This window comes from Helicobacter cappadocius, from assembly GCF_030688855.1.
Classification (GTDB): Bacteria; Campylobacterota; Campylobacteria; order Campylobacterales; family Helicobacteraceae; genus Helicobacter_J; species Helicobacter_J cappadocius.
The window spans coordinates 27,842-43,243 of sequence record NZ_JAUYZK010000012.1; the positions used below are offsets into that span (position 1 = coordinate 27,842).

Genomic DNA, 15,402 nt, shown 5'->3' on the forward strand with positions numbered 1-15,402 from the left:
GTTTGCAAGGAGAGCATAAAGTGAATTTTATTTTGGTTGCCATTGGTGGTGCAATAGGGAGTTTGTTGCGTTATTGTATGGGTAAAATCCTCCCTGCAAAGCTTTTTGGTTTTACTTTTCCTCTAAGTACATTAAGCGTTAATCTTTTGGGAAGTTTTGTTATAGGGGTTGTTGGATATTTTCTCGCTCAAAAATTAATAAGTGATGAGTTTAGAATCTTTTTTATTATTGGTGTTTTAGGTGGTTTTACCACTTTTTCTTCTTTTGGATTAGAAACTTTTAACATGATTGAAAATAAAGATTATCTTAAGATGCTTGCATATGTTTTGAGCACAAACATCTTTGGAGTTATTTTTGTTTTTTTAGGATGGTTTTCATCAAAGATGATTTGCCATCTTTAGAGGTTTTGTTGCTCTTTTTTATCCAATACAAATCTTGAAATAATAATCGTCTGTAAAAGTGTTGCGAAAAAATTAAAAAATGGAATAAGAGAAAAAATATACGCAATCAGACTAATTTGATAAATTTTGACTCTATTTTTTGACAGAAATGAATGATACTCAGATTCATTAAAAATAGAACTTCCAACATCAAAAAGCATCGTATTCTTAAAAAAGAAAAAGTGTGGAATCAAAACTGCAAAAACACCCACAACTGGAATAAAAAATAATGGACTTAAGATCGCAACAAACAAAATCAACCACAGAAGAGATTTTAAAAAATGAAAAATTGATGTTTTAATCCCTCCAAATGAATGAATAAAAATATCAGGATAATATTTTTTTCGTAAATATCCTATTACAATCGGGGTATAAAAGATTGAGATAAAAATATTTCCAATAATAGTTAAAATAATGACAAAAAAAGCAAGTAGCAGATATAAAAATGTTTTAATAAAAAACCCGCCGATACTAGCAAAAAATCCCGGATTTTCTAAAAGATTTTTCCAGCTTGTAGGTAAGATGTGTTCTAGAGTTGTTAAAATTTGGTTGCCAAAATAAAATAATATAAAACTCCAAAAAGCTATACCGATGATTATTGGAAGAAGGTTTAGGGCTATCATTTTTAAACTGAAGAAATCTTCCCAACTTTTTTTGATGTTTTGAAACATTTTTTTCCTTTAAGTGGTTCTATCTTGAAAATTTAGCTTTTATTGACTTTATTTAAGTTTAAAGGGTAATATTATGGAATGTGTTGCTTTTTGAGCACCAAAATTTAAATACGGAGATTTCAATGAAAAAAAGCATAGTAAGTATTATCCTTGCTGGTTCTTTATGTGTAGGTTTTTTAGGAGCTAAGACTTTGGCTACAGTTGATGGAGTAAATATCACAGAAAAAGATTTTGATGTTATCAAGCAGAGAGTTCCAAACTTTAACTATGACTCACTAAAACCTGAGCAAAAAAAAGCTTTGTTAGATCAGGCTATAAATAATATTCTGATAGAAAAACAAGCAAAAAAAGAAAAAATGGAAGATTCACCTGATTATAAGGCAGCTTTAGATGCTTTCAAAAAACAACTTTTGGTTGAAATATGGGCAAAAAAACAAGCTGAAGCTATTGGGAAAACTAAGATTCCAGATGCAGAATTGAAAAAATATTACGATGATAATAAACAACAGTTTGTTCAGCAAGAAGCACAAGCTAGACATATATTGGTAAAAACAGAAGATGAAGCCAAGAAAATTATTTCAGAACTAAATAAAACACCCAAAGCAAAAGTAGAAGCTAAATTTATCGAATTAGCAAATAAAGATTCCATTGACCCAAATACAAAGAACACTCAAAATGGTGGAGATTTGGGGACTTTTCAAAAAAATCAAATGGTACCTGAATTTTCAAAAGCTGCTTTTGAGTTAAAACCTGGAACATATACAAAAACTCCAGTAAAGACAGAGTTTGGTTATCATATTATCTATCTAATTAAGAAGAATGATCCTGTTACCTATACTTTTGAACAAGCAAAAGCAACTATTGAAGGTATGCTTAAAGAGAAAAAATTTCAAGCAGATATGAAACAGAAAGTTGATGATTTGAGGAAAAAAGCTAAAATTACAATTGCTCAATAGTTCTTAACAGAAACTATAATCTTAAGGGAGAATTTATGTTGGTTGTGGGTAATGATATTTTACATAAAGCTCATCAAGACGGATATGGAGTGGGGGCTTTTAATTTTGTAAATTTTGAAATGCTCAATGCTATTTTTGAAGCTGCAAATGAGGCAAATTCTCCCATTATTGTTCAAGCTAGTGAAGGTGCTATAAAGTATATGGGAATTGATGTAGTTGTAGGGATGACGAAAGTTATGTCAAAACGTTATTCTCATATTCCAGTTTCTCTTCATTTAGATCATGGGACAACTTTTGAGAGTTGCCAAAAGGCTATACAAGCTGGTTTTACCTCTGTAATGATTGATGCTTCTCACCATATTTTTGAAGAAAACTTGGAGCTCACTGCAAAGGTAGTCAAATATGCTCATCAAGAAGGGGTGAGTGTAGAGGCTGAACTTGGTAGATTGATGGGGATAGAAGATAATATTTCTGTAGATGAAAAAGATGCCGTTTTGGTCAATCCAAAAGAAGCAGAGGTTTTTGTTAGAGAATCAAAGGTTGATTATCTTGCTCCAGCCATTGGGACAAGTCATGGTGCTTTTAAATTCAAAGGCGAACCAAAGCTAGATTTTGAAAGACTTCAAGAAGTTAAGAGACTTACAAATATTCCGTTGGTTTTACACGGAGCTAGTGCGATTCCAGAATATGTTCGAGAAGCTTTCTTGAAAACAGGCGGTGATCTTAAAGGCAGTAAAGGTGTTCCTTTTGATTTTCTCCAAGAAGCAGTAAAAGGTGGCATCAATAAGGTAAATACAGATACTGATTTACGAATTGCTTTTATGGCTGAAGTTCGCAGAGTTGCAAATGAAGACAAAACTCAATTTGATTTGAGAAAGTTTTTTGCTCCCGGTATGGAAGCTATTAAAAAAGTTATTATTGAACGTATGAATTTGTTAGGCAGTGCTAATAAGATATGATTAGGAGAGTTTATGGCAATAGGAATGAGTGAATTAAAAAAAGGTTTGAAAATTGAAATAGATGGTATTCCCTATAAGATTATTGAATATCAACACGTCAAACCCGGAAAGGGTGCGGCATTTGTTCGTGCAAAAATAAAATCGTTTTTTGATGGTAAAGTAATAGAAAAAACTTTTCACGCAGGGGATAAGTGTGAAGAGCCTAATTTAGTCGAAAAAACTATGCAGTATCTTTATCATGATGGAGACACTTATCAGTTTATGGATACGGAAAATTATGAACAGATTGCTTTAAACGACAATCAAGTTGGAGAAGTTTCTAAATGGATGTTAGATGGGATGAGTGTTCAGATTCTTTTTCACAATAATAAGGCAATATCTGTAGATGTTCCTCAGGTTGTTGAACTTAAAATTATAGAAACCCCTCCTAATTTCAAGGGTGATACATCAAGTTCGGGTAAAAAACCAGCGACTTTGGAAACTGGTGCTGTTGTTCAGATACCCTTTCATGTGCTTGAAGGTGAAGTTATTAGAGTTAATACCGAAACTGCAGAATATGTAGAAAAGGTAAAATAAATTAAAGTTATTTATAAAATATTTTAGACTCATTGTTTATAAAATAATGAGTCTTTGAATTCTTCAGTTTCTTATACCTATATTTGAATATTAAAGAGTATTTTCTTTATATCCTTAATAATATTTCTACTTCTTTTTAATACATATTTTTCGCATAATAAATATTTTTCATACTTTTCAAAAATCTAAAATAATAACTTCAAAACCAGTATTTAAGAGTATAATTCCGCCCAAAATTAAATAAAGGTTTTTGATTATGGCAACAATAAATATTTCAGAATACAAGCTTAAGCCTTTTGTCTTAGAGACAAAAGCGATTATGGAAGAATATTTGCAGAAAACACAAGTGGATGTGAGTGACTATTCATTTGCAGCTAACTATATATGGCTTTCAAGAACAAGTGGTTTTTATGAAATCATTGATGATACATTTTGTTTGTTTGTCATGACCGGGGGGGAGCTTTCAATGTTGCTCCCACCTCTTGGAAATCCAAAGAATTCTTATAATGCAATTTTTAAGTGTTTTGAAATTATGAATGAAAATAACTCTTCAAATTATTATTCCAAGATCGAATATGTTTGCAATGATCTTTTGGAGGGATTTATTACTTATAGTAATGAGGGAGAGGTTATTTTTTCATCTTTGGAAAACTATATCATTGAGAAAAAACTTGTAGATTACATCTATAAAACAGATGATCTCATAGAACTCAAGGGGAATGCCTATCATGTGAAAAGAAATGAAATTAATAAATTCAAAAAAGCTTATCCTGATTTTAAAATAGAAACTCTTGATCCAGATATTCATACTATTCCTATCAATAATCTTTTTAATAAATGGGTAAGTGATCGTATTAAATATATGCCTAAGGAAGAAGTGGATAATTTTATGGATGGAATTTATCAAGAACGTCTTGCAGTCAAGAGGGTTTTGCAAGATTATCAAGCACTCGGGTTGGTTGGACTTGTTATCTATATTGAAGATGAGCTTAAGGGCTTTACTGTCGGGGAACAAGTAAGAGAAGATACAGCTAGTGTATTAATTGAAAAGACTGACTTTGAGGTTTTAGGTTGTGCTCAATTTATTTTTAGAGAATTTTGTAAAGTCCTAAAGGATAAATACAATACCGAATATATTAATGTTGGTGATGATATGGGATTTGAAAATCTCAAAAAAGTAAAGATGTCTTATAGGCCTGAAAAACTAGTTCCAAAATATACTATCTATCAAAAATAATGATTAGAAGTGCAAAACAAGATGATTTGAAAAAACTCTATAGATTGGAAGAATCTCTTTTTACCCTAAAAGAGGGAAGATTCACTCCTTCCATCTTTAGATATCACTTCAAATTAAAAAATCGTATCTTTGTACTTTGTGAAGGTGAAGAGATTGCAGGGTATCTTTTGGTGATAATGTATGCAAAAAGTGCAAGAATTTATTCTTTAGCCGTAGATTCAAAACATCAAGGTAAGGGTTATGGAAAAAAACTTTGCGAATATGCAATAAATTTAGCCTTAAAGGCATCCAAAAAATCTATTTCTTTGGAGGTTCGATCTAGCAATCAAAAAGCTATTAGTTTATACCTCTTGTTGGGGTTTAGCACTCAAAAAGTTTTATCTTCATATTATGGAGATGAAGATGGCATCAAGATGAAAAAACAACTCATGAAATAATGGAATCAAAGTAGCAAGATATTTAATATTGGAATTCTTACACTACAATATCTGTATATTTTTTATCAAAAAAGGATTTGCAATGAAGATGATCTTGGCTACATTCTTATCTATAGGCTTTATTTCTATGCTTTGGGGAAAGGAGGTTTTGGATATGAAAAACCTTCAGGTAAATCCTGCAAATATTGCTCAATATGATCCTAAGTATTTTAGTCTGAAAAAAAGTGACTATGATTTTCAAACCACCTTGCAGAGAGCAAAAGATCTTATAAAGCAACAAAAAATCAAGCTTTTTGTTATTTTGGATCATTCTAAGGCTGCGAGTGAGTTTCACAAAACTCTTCCGCCAACTAGCGTGATTGTTTTTGGGAATCCTTCAGTAGGAACAGGTAAGATGATTGCACATCCTAATATTGCTATTGAACTTCCTATGAAAGTGCTTATATATCAAAGAGGCAAAGATGTTTTTGTTGGATATTTGAGACCTGATTTTTATACAAAAGGTTTAGGGCTTGATAGTAATGATGCTTTTATAAAAGGAACACAAGAAGGCTATGAGAAATTTACTGATTATATCACTAAGCGTTAGTGGTCTTTTTTATCATAAAGTTGCAGAATTTCCAAAAACATAAGTTAATTTTAGTTAAGACTTAGATAAAATTCACTCTATATCAAACTATAAATTTTCAAAAAGGAATCTGATGGCAATAGATGAAAAAAAGCAGAAGGCGATTGAATTAGCTCTCAAACAGATTGATAAAGCATTTGGAAAAGGTGCCTTGGTCAGATTGGGGGATAAGCAAATGGAGAAAATTGACGCGATTTCTACAGGTTCATTAGGGTTAGATATGGCTCTTGGAATCGGTGGAATTCCTAAGGGCAGAATTATTGAGATTTATGGTCCTGAATCAAGTGGTAAAACAACTTTGAGTCTTCAAGTGGTTGCTGAATGTCAAAAAAATGGGGGTATTTGTGCGTTTATTGACGCAGAACATGCCTTAGATGTTTATTATGCTAAAAAACTAGGAGTAGATACGGAAAATTTGCTCGTTTCTCAACCCGATAATGGCGAACAAGCTTTGGAGATTCTTGAGACACTCACTCGAAGCGGAGCTGTTGATCTTGTGGTGATAGATTCCGTAGCCGCACTTACACCAAGAGCAGAAATAGAAGGAGAAATGGGAGATACTCACGTAGGATTACAAGCAAGACTTATGAGTCAGGCATTGAGAAAGATAACAGCTGTTTTGCATAAAATGAATACAACTCTGATTTTTATCAATCAGATTCGTATGAAGATAGGTCAGATGGGTTATGGAAGTCCAGAAACTACAACTGGAGGGAATGCGTTAAAATTTTATGCGAGTGTTCGTATTGACATTAGACGTATCGCGACCTTAAAACAAAATGAACAACAAATAGGTAATCGTGCCAAGGCAAAAGTTGTCAAAAATAAGGTTGCCCCACCTTTTAGGGAAGCTGAGTTTGATATTATGTTTGGAGAAGGAATAAGTCGTGAGGGTGAAATCATTGATTATGGTATCAAGCTTGATATTGTTGATAAAAGTGGTGCTTGGCTGAGTTATGGAGATAGAAAGTTGGGGCAGGGACGCGAAAATGCAAAAGTTTTGCTCAAAGAAGATAAAGCCCTAGCTAATGAAATTACTGCAAAGATAAAAGAACAGATTGGTTCTACAGAAGAAATTATGCCGCTTCCTGATGAGCCTCTTGATGAAATGTCTGAATAAGGAGTTTAAATGGTCTATATAGAAAATATTTATTCCCAAGAAGTTATTGACAGTAGAGGTAATCCGACGATAAAAGTTACAGCTGTTTTAAGCGACGGAACGATGGAATCTGCTATTGTTCCTAGTGGAGCAAGTACTGGCAAAAGAGAGGCTCTTGAGCTTCGCGATGGAGATAGATCTCGCTATTTAGGTAAAGGGGTTTTGAAGGCTTGTGAAAATGTAGATACCACTATTTCAGAGGCGTTAATTGGTAGTACGCCTTTTGACCAGGGACATATTGATGCTATGCTAAAAAGTATCGATGGTACAAATAACTATTCAAATTTAGGTGCTAATGCAACCTTGGGAGTTTCAATGGCTATAGCTCGAGCAGCGGCCAATTCTTTAGATATACCGCTCTATCGCTATATTGGAGGATCTAATGCTCTTGTAATGCCTGTTCCTATGCTTAATATCATTAATGGTGGATCTCACGCTGATAATACTGTGGATTTTCAAGAATACATGATTGTTCCTTTTGGATTTGATACTTTTAAAGACTCTTTGAGGGCTAGTGCAGAGGTGTATCAGCACCTTAAAGGTATTTTAAAAGATTCCAAACATATCACGAGCATCGGAGATGAGGGTGGATTTGCTCCAAATCTCAAAAATAATGCTGAACCTATCGAAATTATTTTGAAAGCTATAGAAAAAGCAGGATATAAACCTGGTGAAGAAATATCTATTGCCCTAGATGTCGCAAGTAGTGAATTAGTTGAAAAAGATGGAAAATATCATTTAGCAGGAGAAGGAAAAAAAGTTACCTCTTATGAGCTTGTAGAGTATTATGAAAAACTTGTCGCAAAATATCCTATTGTTTCTATTGAAGATGGATTGAGTGAAGATGATTGGGAAGGTTGGCAACATTTAACAGAACGTTTGGGTGATAAAATACAATTGGTCGGAGATGATTTGTTTGTGACAAATAAAGACATCTTAAGACATGGAATTGATAAAAATATCGCTAATGCTATTCTTATAAAACCCAATCAGATTGGAACACTTAGTGAAACGATGCAAACTGTTAGACTTGCACAGAGAAATAATTACAGATGTATCATGAGCCATAGAAGCGGAGAAAGTGAAGATGCTTTTATTGCTGATTTTGCTATCGGAATCAACACAGGTGAAATCAAAACAGGTTCAACCGCAAGAAGCGAACGTATTGCAAAGTATAATCGTTTACTTCAAATAGAATCTGAAGTTCCACACACTGAATATATTGGTAAGGAACTTTTTAAAAATAGATGATTGATTATAATACTAGAAATCGTTATTTTAAATTTGTACGAATGGTTTATGTTAATCGTGCAATTATTATTAGTTTTTTTGTATTGATGGGGTTTGGTGCTTATATGGCATATTTACTTTTTGGAACAAACTCTATAGAGGTTTTAATACAGGTAAAAAATAAACGAAATTCTCTTGAAGATAATGTCCATACATTGCAGTATAAGAATTCCAAACTCCAAAAACAACTTTTTGAACTCAAAGGATTGGAGCCGTGAAAAAAAATCTTATCATCTTTTTTATTTTTTATGCACTTATTGGCAGGGAAAATCCCTTTGAGCCTGTCGTGAATCCAAAAGATAGCTCTGAAAATTCCATACAAGATTCAAAAGGATATTTTGAAGCTTTTGATTTTAAATTACCCACTACCGCGAGAATTTTAAAGAGCGTGAGTGTAACTTATCAGAATATAGATGGTTCTATTGATACAAAAACATTTAATATTGATAAAAGTATTGATTGGCATTATCCTTTGAGTTTGAGTCAGAAAAATGCTCTAGTTTCTGAAGAGACAAATTATTATGCTATAAAACCTTTTGAATTTTTTGTTAAAGACAATAAACTTTATATCCATAGTGCTGAAAACATTCAACGTAGTTTTGTTTTGCCAACTCCCTATCGAATAATTATTGATATAGATAGAAAAACCCAAAATATTAATCAAAGTATTGATATTTCAAAAAAATATTACAGCAAAATCTCCATTGGGACGCATCAGAATTTCTACCGAATTGTCATTACTTTAGATGGGCAGTATCGATACAAAATAGATAAAGAAGATGAATACTATATTATTAGCGTAAAATAGAGTGGAAAATATTGTTATTATAGGTTTTATGGGAAGTGGAAAAAGTTCTGTAGGAAAGGAACTTGCAAAATACACACAAAAACAATTTTTGGATAGTGATTTATTTATCAGCAATCAAGAAGGTTTGAGTATTTCTGAAATATTTAACTCAAGAGGAGAGGCTTATTTCCGAGAATTAGAGAGAGATTTTATACATTGGGTGCAGAAAAATATTTTTGGTGCAGTTATTGCAACAGGTGGTGGAATGCCTATTTTTAATGATATTTCTAAACTTGGAATGGTAGTATATTTGAAAATAGATTTTGATGAAATAAAAAAACGATTACATCCTGATGAAATCAAGAAAAGACCCTTGTTGGAAAATATGCATCAAGCTAAAAGATTGTATCAAGAGCGTGAAAGGATATACCAAAGAGTTGCTAATAAGATTGTGGATGCTGACGCACCCATAGAAAAAATCATCAAAGAGATATTAAATCTAGTATAGAAAATATTAAAACTTACGCGTAATGTGCATCATCAAATGACTTCTATCGGAGAAATTTTCACTCTCAAGAGGTGGAGCTGAACCGATTTGATAGCCTTTGTGTGTATTTACCTGCATATATTCTAGCTTAAATCCAGCATCGATTTTTTCATTAAAAGCATAACTTAAATATAATGCTAAGCTTTGTTCATCCGCACGAGGACTAGTTGTGAGACGACCTAATATTTGCCAATCAAATTTATCTAATTTTTGTCCAACATACAAAAATCCACTTAAGGCATCTTTGCCCACCATATTAGAGAGTGCAGGACCAAAATCATATACGCTTCCTGTCCAAATATTATATGTTATAGGATCCCCATAGACCCCAATCCTACCATTAGCATTCCCAAAATTTTTATAAAGTATCCCGCCAAAATTATAGTTATTGTAGTAGAATTGTTGACGTATAAATAAGCTTTGAGCATTTTTACCTAGTATTTCATTGAAAGCTATCACATCTGTAGTCTCAGGGGAAATATTTGAATAAAATGGAAAAAGCATTACAATGGTGGTTTTTGATCTTAGACCGATGTTGTTAAAATTAGGGTTTGTATCATAGGTGATATTAAATCCTGGTGCATTCATACTATTTGGAATATAGTAATAGTAGGGTGATATACTGAGTCCATATTTGGAAAATTCAATTCCACCTGACATTAAGGGTTCTCCTTGTGTGTAAAAACGTCCATAATCCCAAAACCAATCATTATATGCCGAAGCCCTTGCATCAGAAAACATTCCCCAAATTTTGAAATCTTTATACTTTGCATAAAATTCTCCACCTTGGTTAAAAGCAGTGAACCAATCTTGACCATCTGTTTCGTATCTTCCGATTTTTAAACCAAAAACACCTTCATAGTTATAATTGATATATGCGTTATGTATCATAAAAAATCTGGGACTTTGTACATCTAAGCCACTATGTCCTGCCCAATATCCAATATATTGAGTTCCAAAATTATAAGGATAACCTTCAGCTTGACCTTGATGGATGGTTGAATCATAAACCAGTGCATTAAGCATACCTCCGATCACGATATCTAAACCCTTGGTGATATTTTTAAATTCAAAATCCATTTCACCAAGTATTGTCGCATAGCTATCTGTAGGGTATATATTTTTTTGGGGATTGTATTTTCTGCCATCAAAGCCAACCTTTGAGAAGGCGCTAGTTTGTCCTGTTAGTTCAAAATCAAAACCAAAAAATGGAGTGAGAAATGTTGTGCAAAACAATGCTATTTTAAAAATTTTCTTCATATATTCTCCCTAGAATTGTTAAAAACTATGTTTGATATAAGTAGAAATATAACTTCTATCTTCTTTAATATCTTGCTTAAGATAAGTTTGATAAACCTCATAACCCTTTTTGGTTGTATCATCAAAATATGTAATATTAATACCTATGCTGAGCTTATTGGGAAAAAGATAGTCCATATTTACCGAAAAACTTTCTTCGTTACTGCGAGGGCTTATGGTATAGCGGTTGAGCATATTGATGTTAAAATTTTGATATTGAAGTCCGTAAAAAAAGATATTGTTAAATGCGTCACTTGCAAATATGGCATTATTTGCGGTACCTCTATCGTAAATAGTGCTGTCATTAAGATCTATTCCAATAGGATTTCCCCAGCCACCAACAAATTCATTTGGATTCCCAAAATTTTTGTATATTTGAAATCCAAAATGATGCTTTAAAATACTTTTAGAAATTCTAAATATTTGCTTAAGATAGAGGCTTTCGCCACCTTTTTCTACAAGTCTGCCTTCATAGCCATATAGATAGGGACTTTTTGGATTAATATCTCCAAATACAGCTCTATCGCCATTATCATAGACAGAAAATCTTTCCTGTGCTGTCAGTGTATGATGAACAAACATTGGTAAAAAATCTGTTTGCGACTCTATGGGAATATCCCCAATAACAAAGGATGTATTATAGGTAAAATGCAAGGCTGCCATTATATATAAAGTTGGCTGGGTTTGGATATATGGCGTGAAACTCATATGGGAATTTTTGATTTTTATCCCTGTTGCAAGTGTAGGTATAGGATTTGAGTTTAAAAATTTGAAATCTTTGAGCCATTTCCCTCCCAAAGAAGATTTCTTTTCTGTTAGCACAGCCCAAATATCGGTATTCCATTTTCCAAGACTTGGTCTAATGTGCATTTCAGCACCTTCCTGATTTCCGGTAAGCCAATCTGTATTTCTAAACAAAAATCTTCCAACTTTCAGGCTGAAAAATGTGTTCTCATATCCTATGTAGAGATTAGAAAAAAAGTAATCTTTTGTATTCTTAGCACTAGCTTTTTCTTTTCCATTTTTTCCCAGATAGTATCCAAAATATTTATATCCAAGTCCATTGGGATTTACAAGGTTTCCTGATGTATCACGATCACGTTCTGTGGAATCATAAATCAAACCACCAAAGGCAAATCCAATTCCCATATCAAAATTATTGTTAGTATGAATGCTGAGATTGGGGGTAGCATAGAGAATTGAAAAGCTATCTGTGGGATAACGACCTGTACTTTTGTCAATATTTGTGTGGTTGAATCCAAATTTGGAATAATTTGCGATATCTCCTGAAAAACTATAATCAATACCAAGCATTGCCTCAGAAATGAATAAAAGTGAAATAAAAATCTTTTTAATAAACATTTTTTTCACACCCCTTCAATTCTTTAGCAATTTTTAGGGTTTATTGTAGCGTAAGTTCGCTTAAGCTTAAAAATTGTAGCTGATATAGGTTGAGGCATAGCTCCTATCTTGAGAAATAGTTTTATTAAGTATCGTAGTTGCTTTGCCTGATCCAAGCGTATATCCTGCAAAGGTTGTATTGTTATACCATTCCACTTTTACTCCTGCGGTGATATTCCAAGGAAATTTGTAATCTACATTCACAGCTACAGCTTGTTCATCAGCTCTTTTTGAGTAAGTGATTCTGCCTATTACCATCCAGCTTAATTTGGTGTAAGTTCCTCCACCGAACAAAAATCCAGAAATCGCATCTCTACGAAATATATTGTTCCAAGCAGCACTATCATAGACGGTATTATCATAGTTGTCAAAACCTATAGGATCTCCATATGGGGTTAAAAATTCATTGGGGTTTCCAAAATTTTTGTATAAAATAGCTCCTATATTGTACTTGCCAATATCAAAACGTTGTCTTATCATCAAACTTTCTCCACCTTTTCCGACAACTTGAGAATCTGGATTGATACGAGCATCATAATTATTATAAGCAGTATTTTTTGAGAGTGCGGGTCCCACAACTCGCATATAGAGGAATAAAATCTCGGTTTTGGAACGGAAACCTTCAGACTTGAATTCAGGGTTAGTGTCATATCCTAAATGAAATCCTGGTGCAATAAACCTAGAGTCTTGTGCATATAGATAGCCTTGAGCAATAAAGTTATCACGTTTGAAATCTGCTCCTGCGGCATAGACATAAAATCCTTTTCCATTATCTACAGGAATATTTTGATTCATATATTTAAAATCTTTGAGCCATTTTCCTCCAACACTTGCTCTCTTAACCGTTGTAAATGCCCAAATTCTAGTATAAGGAACTGCATAAGATTGTAAAGATACCCCTTGTATATACCCACTGAGCCAGTCGCCAGGAACTGAAAAACGACCAATTTTTGCTTCAATATATTTATCGTATGTATAGCCAATATACAAATTTTGAAGAACATAATTTCTTGTAGTTCTAGCAGTAGAAGGAGAGCGATAGTCCTTGCCTGGCCAAAACCCAAAATAGTTATATGCTAGTCCATTTGGATTATAAATAATATTTCCATCACCTTGAAATCTCGTATTGTCAAATACTATTCCGCCTATTGTTCCTGTTGCTCCTGCACTAAAACCAGCTCCTAAATCGAGATTTATTCCCAAAGAGGCCGTGAGAACAGAAAATGAATCTGTGGGATATTTACCTTCAGTGGTATTAATTTTGTCATTATTGAAACCAAATTTGGACCAGTTTTGCACTTGTCCATTCACTTTATAATCAAAGCCGTAAATACTCGAAGTAAGTGCGGAAAATATCACAGCACTCTGTATTGCTTTTTTCATAGATGCTCTCCTGTTAGTTTTAGTTTGAATTGTGCCATTCTTAATTTAAGACATATAAAGCATTAAAAGAAGTTTAAGGTGTGCAATAATATTGCTTGATGAAAAAGTTTTGATTTATATTTGTAACATTTTATTAGATGAAGAAAGTGTTTTCATAAAAAGACTGGTTTCTATGAAAACACTTTGAAAAAAACTAGAATTTGTAGCTGATGTGTGTCATCAAATGGCTTCTATCTTGAGTGATGGAGTGATCTAGGTTTCCAGGACTGATATTATTGCCTAAGTCATCAAAAAATCCTGCACCAGGATTGTATCCCGCTTTCGTGGTGGAATCAAACCACTCTAGTTTGAGTCCTGCTTCTATGTTATGGGTAAATTGATAATCTAGGTAAAGTGCCAAACTTTGTTCATTTGCTCTAGGAGCTGTAGTTATTCTACCAACCATACTCCATTTGAATGCTCCATAATCCCCTCCACCTTGCAAAAAGTAGGTTTGTGCATCTGCAGCAGTGATGTTGTTGATACCGGCATTCCCAATATTATAAATGCTATCTGTCCATTGTTCAATACCGATTGGATTTCCATATGTTCCAATATTCTGATTCGGGTTTCCTATGTTGATATAAATACCTCCACCAACATTATAGTTATTGATATCAAATCTTTGTTTGATAAGAATCGTTCCTCCGCCAGGTCCTTGCAATCCTACCCATTTTCCACCATCTAAAGAAGGACTCCAAGTATTGTATCTGGCAGGAGCATATCTTCCATCTAGTGAATTGTTATCTTGATAGACATACATTCCGTAAAAGGTAGTTTGCGATCGGAATCCAGAACCTGAAAAACCAGGATTGCTATCATATACAGCTTTTATACCTGGAGCTGTGTAAGTTTGAGGAGAAAACCACACATAAGGTTCGATGCTTACCCCAGAATGTGTCCAGTTAAGTCCAACTGCATGGACACCATAACGTTTGAGACGATAAAAGTTATACAACCATTGACCATCGGCAATTCCTCTCCCCCAAGAGGTAAAACCATAAAGCTTAAAATCACCTAATTTTAGTGATGCTTGAGCTCCTTCTGTATATTGATAGAACCAGTCCATATCTGATTCATATCTACCGACTTTCACATCTAACATATCGTTATATTTGTAGTCCAAATATGCGTTGTAAATAATATAGTTCTTTGCATTTCTACTTGTAGCAGCTGGCGAATAATAATCTGGATACCATTGATTCCATTCCCCCATATATTCATATCCCAACCCATTTGGAGTAGGAATATTTCCATTACTATCTTTGACAAACTTTGTAGAATCATAAACTTGCCCTCCAATAGCCCCACCTAATCCTAGAGTGAGACCATCTACAATGTTTGCATCAATTTGAAGTTTGCCCATAATATTGACAAAACTTTCTGTAGGGTATTTACCCTTTTCTGTATCGATTTTATCATTATTAAAACCAAACTTTGAAAAATTTATCGCTCCTCCACTGACCTTATAGTCAAATCCTTGTACGCTACTAATTGCCAACATAGATATAAATAAGGCTTTGTATTTTTTCGACATTTTTGCTCCTTTGTCTGATTTTATGAAACTGGAATTCTAGTTTAAAATAATAAATA

At 33.3% G+C, this 15,402-nt stretch carries 17 protein-coding genes; 12 read left to right on the forward strand and 5 right to left on the reverse strand.

The features are described from left to right. The first annotated feature begins 20 nt into the window (after positions 1-20). Entirely contained in the window at positions 21-401 is a 381-nt protein-coding gene (crcB, locus tag Q5I06_RS07520; RefSeq protein WP_305517533.1) for a fluoride efflux transporter CrcB, read from the forward strand. Here crcB and Q5I06_RS07525 read toward each other — a convergent pair. Next, entirely contained in the window at positions 398-1,111 is a 714-nt protein-coding gene (locus Q5I06_RS07525; RefSeq protein ID WP_305517532.1) for an EI24 domain-containing protein, read from the reverse strand. The genes crcB and Q5I06_RS07525 overlap by 4 nt on opposite strands. A 122-nt stretch (positions 1,112-1,233) precedes the next feature. Between Q5I06_RS07525 and Q5I06_RS07530 the strand changes: the two genes are divergently transcribed. The 11 genes from Q5I06_RS07530 (at position 1,234) to Q5I06_RS07580 (ending at position 9,648) form a co-directional block, all read left to right on the forward strand. Then, entirely contained in the window at positions 1,234-2,067 is an 834-nt protein-coding gene (locus Q5I06_RS07530; protein ID WP_305517531.1) for a peptidylprolyl isomerase, read from the forward strand. A 35-nt stretch (positions 2,068-2,102) separates the two neighbouring features. Then, complete coding sequence (locus tag Q5I06_RS07535) at positions 2,103-3,026, forward strand: class II fructose-bisphosphate aldolase (protein WP_305517530.1); 924 nt, start codon at positions 2,103-2,105, stop codon at positions 3,024-3,026. Positions 3,027-3,038: 12 nt separating this feature from the next. After that, on the forward strand, positions 3,039-3,602 hold the full coding sequence (gene efp, locus Q5I06_RS07540; RefSeq protein WP_305517529.1) for an elongation factor P: 564 nt from the start codon (positions 3,039-3,041) through the stop codon (positions 3,600-3,602). Between the two features lie 256 nt (positions 3,603-3,858). Then, entirely contained in the window at positions 3,859-4,839 is a 981-nt protein-coding gene (locus Q5I06_RS07545; protein WP_305517528.1) for a DUF2156 domain-containing protein, read from the forward strand. Next, positions 4,839-5,276, forward strand: a complete 438-nt coding sequence (locus Q5I06_RS07550) for a GNAT family N-acetyltransferase (protein WP_305517527.1) — start codon at positions 4,839-4,841, stop codon at positions 5,274-5,276. The genes Q5I06_RS07545 and Q5I06_RS07550 overlap by 1 nt, the downstream gene beginning before the upstream one ends. 82 nt (positions 5,277-5,358) lie before the next feature. After that, complete coding sequence (locus Q5I06_RS07555) at positions 5,359-5,865, forward strand: DUF302 domain-containing protein (protein ID WP_305517526.1); 507 nt, start codon at positions 5,359-5,361, stop codon at positions 5,863-5,865. A 112-nt stretch (positions 5,866-5,977) separates the two neighbouring features. Next, positions 5,978-7,024 (forward strand): recombinase RecA, encoded by a 1,047-nt coding sequence (recA, locus tag Q5I06_RS07560; RefSeq protein ID WP_305517525.1) that lies wholly within the window; start codon positions 5,978-5,980, stop codon positions 7,022-7,024. A gap of 9 nt (positions 7,025-7,033) precedes the next feature. After that, complete coding sequence (eno, locus tag Q5I06_RS07565; protein ID WP_305517524.1) at positions 7,034-8,314, forward strand: phosphopyruvate hydratase; 1,281 nt, start codon at positions 7,034-7,036, stop codon at positions 8,312-8,314. Next, positions 8,311-8,571: a hypothetical protein gene (locus tag Q5I06_RS07570; RefSeq protein WP_305517523.1), complete on the forward strand. Its 261-nt coding sequence runs from the start codon at positions 8,311-8,313 to the stop codon at positions 8,569-8,571. Before eno ends, Q5I06_RS07570 begins: the two co-directional genes overlap by 4 nt. Beyond that, positions 8,568-9,161 (forward strand): AMIN domain-containing protein, encoded by a 594-nt coding sequence (locus tag Q5I06_RS07575; protein WP_305517522.1) that lies wholly within the window; start codon positions 8,568-8,570, stop codon positions 9,159-9,161. Before Q5I06_RS07570 ends, Q5I06_RS07575 begins: the two co-directional genes overlap by 4 nt. 1 nt (position 9,162) lies before the next feature. Further along, the gene (locus tag Q5I06_RS07580) at positions 9,163-9,648 is read left to right on the forward strand and encodes a shikimate kinase (RefSeq protein WP_305517521.1); all 486 of its coding nucleotides are present in this window, start codon (positions 9,163-9,165) and stop codon (positions 9,646-9,648) included. A 6-nt stretch (positions 9,649-9,654) separates the two neighbouring features. On the opposite strand, the gene Q5I06_RS07585 is transcribed toward Q5I06_RS07580, so the two are convergent. The 4 genes from Q5I06_RS07585 to Q5I06_RS07600 form a co-directional block, all read right to left on the reverse strand. Continuing rightward, a complete protein-coding gene (locus Q5I06_RS07585; RefSeq protein WP_305517520.1) occupies positions 9,655-10,947 on the reverse strand; it encodes an outer membrane family protein in 1,293 nt (430 codons plus the stop codon). Positions 10,948-10,965: 18 nt separating this feature from the next. Then, the gene (locus Q5I06_RS07590) at positions 10,966-12,348 is read right to left on the reverse strand and encodes an outer membrane family protein (RefSeq protein ID WP_305517519.1); all 1,383 of its coding nucleotides are present in this window, start codon (positions 12,346-12,348) and stop codon (positions 10,966-10,968) included. Between the two features lie 66 nt (positions 12,349-12,414). Continuing rightward, complete coding sequence (locus Q5I06_RS07595; RefSeq protein WP_305517518.1) at positions 12,415-13,770, reverse strand: outer membrane family protein; 1,356 nt, start codon at positions 13,768-13,770, stop codon at positions 12,415-12,417. 193 nt (positions 13,771-13,963) lie between these two features. After that, positions 13,964-15,313 carry an outer membrane family protein gene (locus Q5I06_RS07600; protein ID WP_420492411.1) on the reverse strand — a complete coding sequence of 450 codons (1,350 nt, stop codon included), beginning with the start codon at positions 15,311-15,313 and terminating at the stop codon, positions 13,964-13,966. Positions 15,314-15,402 lie beyond the last annotated feature (89 nt).

Bases quoted from the DNA above. Each gene is read 5' to 3' on its own strand.
- Q5I06_RS07525 (WP_305517532.1), bottom strand. From the start codon at position 1,111: ATGTTTCAAAACATCAAAAAAAGTTGGGAAGATTTCTTCAGTTTAAAA.
- Q5I06_RS07530 (WP_305517531.1), top strand. From the start codon at position 1,234: ATGAAAAAAAGCATAGTAAGTATTATCCTTGCTGGTTCTTTATGTGTA.
- Q5I06_RS07535 (WP_305517530.1), top strand. From the start codon at position 2,103: ATGTTGGTTGTGGGTAATGATATTTTACATAAAGCTCATCAAGACGGA.
- efp (WP_305517529.1), top strand. From the start codon at position 3,039: ATGGCAATAGGAATGAGTGAATTAAAAAAAGGTTTGAAAATTGAAATA.
- Q5I06_RS07545 (WP_305517528.1), top strand. From the start codon at position 3,859: ATGGCAACAATAAATATTTCAGAATACAAGCTTAAGCCTTTTGTCTTA.
- Q5I06_RS07550 (WP_305517527.1), top strand. From the start codon at position 4,839: ATGATTAGAAGTGCAAAACAAGATGATTTGAAAAAACTCTATAGATTG.
- Q5I06_RS07555 (WP_305517526.1), top strand. From the start codon at position 5,359: ATGAAGATGATCTTGGCTACATTCTTATCTATAGGCTTTATTTCTATG.
- recA (WP_305517525.1), top strand. From the start codon at position 5,978: ATGGCAATAGATGAAAAAAAGCAGAAGGCGATTGAATTAGCTCTCAAA.
- eno (WP_305517524.1), top strand. From the start codon at position 7,034: ATGGTCTATATAGAAAATATTTATTCCCAAGAAGTTATTGACAGTAGA.
- Q5I06_RS07570 (WP_305517523.1), top strand. From the start codon at position 8,311: ATGATTGATTATAATACTAGAAATCGTTATTTTAAATTTGTACGAATG.
- Q5I06_RS07585 (WP_305517520.1), bottom strand. From the start codon at position 10,947: ATGAAGAAAATTTTTAAAATAGCATTGTTTTGCACAACATTTCTCACT.
- Q5I06_RS07590 (WP_305517519.1), bottom strand. From the start codon at position 12,348: ATGTTTATTAAAAAGATTTTTATTTCACTTTTATTCATTTCTGAGGCA.
- Q5I06_RS07595 (WP_305517518.1), bottom strand. From the start codon at position 13,770: ATGAAAAAAGCAATACAGAGTGCTGTGATATTTTCCGCACTTACTTCG.
- Q5I06_RS07600 (WP_420492411.1), bottom strand. From the start codon at position 15,313: ATGTTGGCAATTAGTAGCGTACAAGGATTTGACTATAAGGTCAGTGGA.